The organism is Vibrio sp. 2130-1, assembly GCF_033339515.1.
Genome location: NZ_JAWOUT010000085.1, coordinates 1 through 1,044, shown reverse-complemented (window position 1 = coordinate 1,044; position 1,044 = coordinate 1). Strand labels below are relative to the sequence as shown.

General features: G+C 43.7%; 1 protein-coding gene. It reads left to right on the top strand.

Features of this window, described 5'->3' with window-relative positions; translation table 11 throughout:
• Positions 1-81: 81 nt before the first annotated feature.
• Positions 82-990, top strand: coding sequence for an IS5 family transposase (locus R7Q09_RS24385; RefSeq protein WP_318071329.1), 909 nt, complete (start codon positions 82-84; stop codon positions 988-990).
• Positions 991-1,044 lie beyond the last annotated feature (54 nt).

Sequence of the window (1,044 nt, the reverse complement as noted above, 5' to 3'; positions counted from 1 at the left end):
TGGCGTTGTTGCTCAAATCGAATTGAACCTTTCTAGGTAGTTGCGATCTGATCTCATATCAATGATTGAACGAGCAATGAAATGGGTAAGTCAAAAGCTAAAATCACAAACTGGAGCAAGTACAACCGTGCATTGTGTCAGCGTGGCAACGTGACCTTTTGGATTGACGACTCTGCTGTCAAATCGTGGAAGTGCACTAAGCATCATGGGAAACGAGGCAGAGGCTTTCAATACTCCGATACGGCTATCGAAACCGCCCTTATGATAAAAGGCATTTTCTCGCTTCCGCTTCGTGCTCTTCAAGGTTTCATCGACTCCATTTTTAAGCTGATGGATGTTCCGCTAACTTCACCTGATTACACATGTATCAGCAAACGGTCAAAGACAGTGCAGGTACGGTATCGTAACAAGTCTAAAGGCAGCATCCGTCATATCGCCATTGACTCTACAGGTCTTAAAGTCTTTGGAGAGGGAGAATGGAAAGTCAAAAAGCACGGCAATGAAAAGCGCAGAACATGGCGCAAACTGCATCTTGCTGTCGATGTAGATACACATGAAGTTATAAGTGCTGAAGTGAGCTTAGTTAATGTCGGAGATAGTGAAGTGCTTCCGACACTGCTCAATCCACTACGAAGAAAAATAGACTCAGTCTCTGGCGATGGTGCATACGATACGAAAGAATGCCATAAAGTGTTGCAACGGAAAGGCATTACTCCATTAATACCACCGCGTAAAAATGCTGGCTTTTGGGACAATGGACACCCAAGAAACGAATCAGTAAAAGCCTTAAAAAGTGATACGTTAGCTCAATGGAAAATTAACTCTGGTTATCATGACCGTTCTTTATCTGAAACGGCAATGTCTCGATACAAAGGGCTAACCAGTGGTCAATTGAGCTTAAGAAATTACAATGCTCAAGTAGGTGAAGCGTTGGCCAACGTCAAAGCCATGAACAAAGTCATAGGACTAGGTATGCCTATTCGAAGCTAATGGCGATAGAGTGTAGGCAAGATCGACTCTTCACCTGATTTGATCAACACCGCC

Bases quoted from the DNA above. Each gene is read 5' to 3' on its own strand.
- R7Q09_RS24385 (WP_318071329.1), top strand. From the start codon at position 82: ATGGGTAAGTCAAAAGCTAAAATCACAAACTGGAGCAAGTACAACCGT.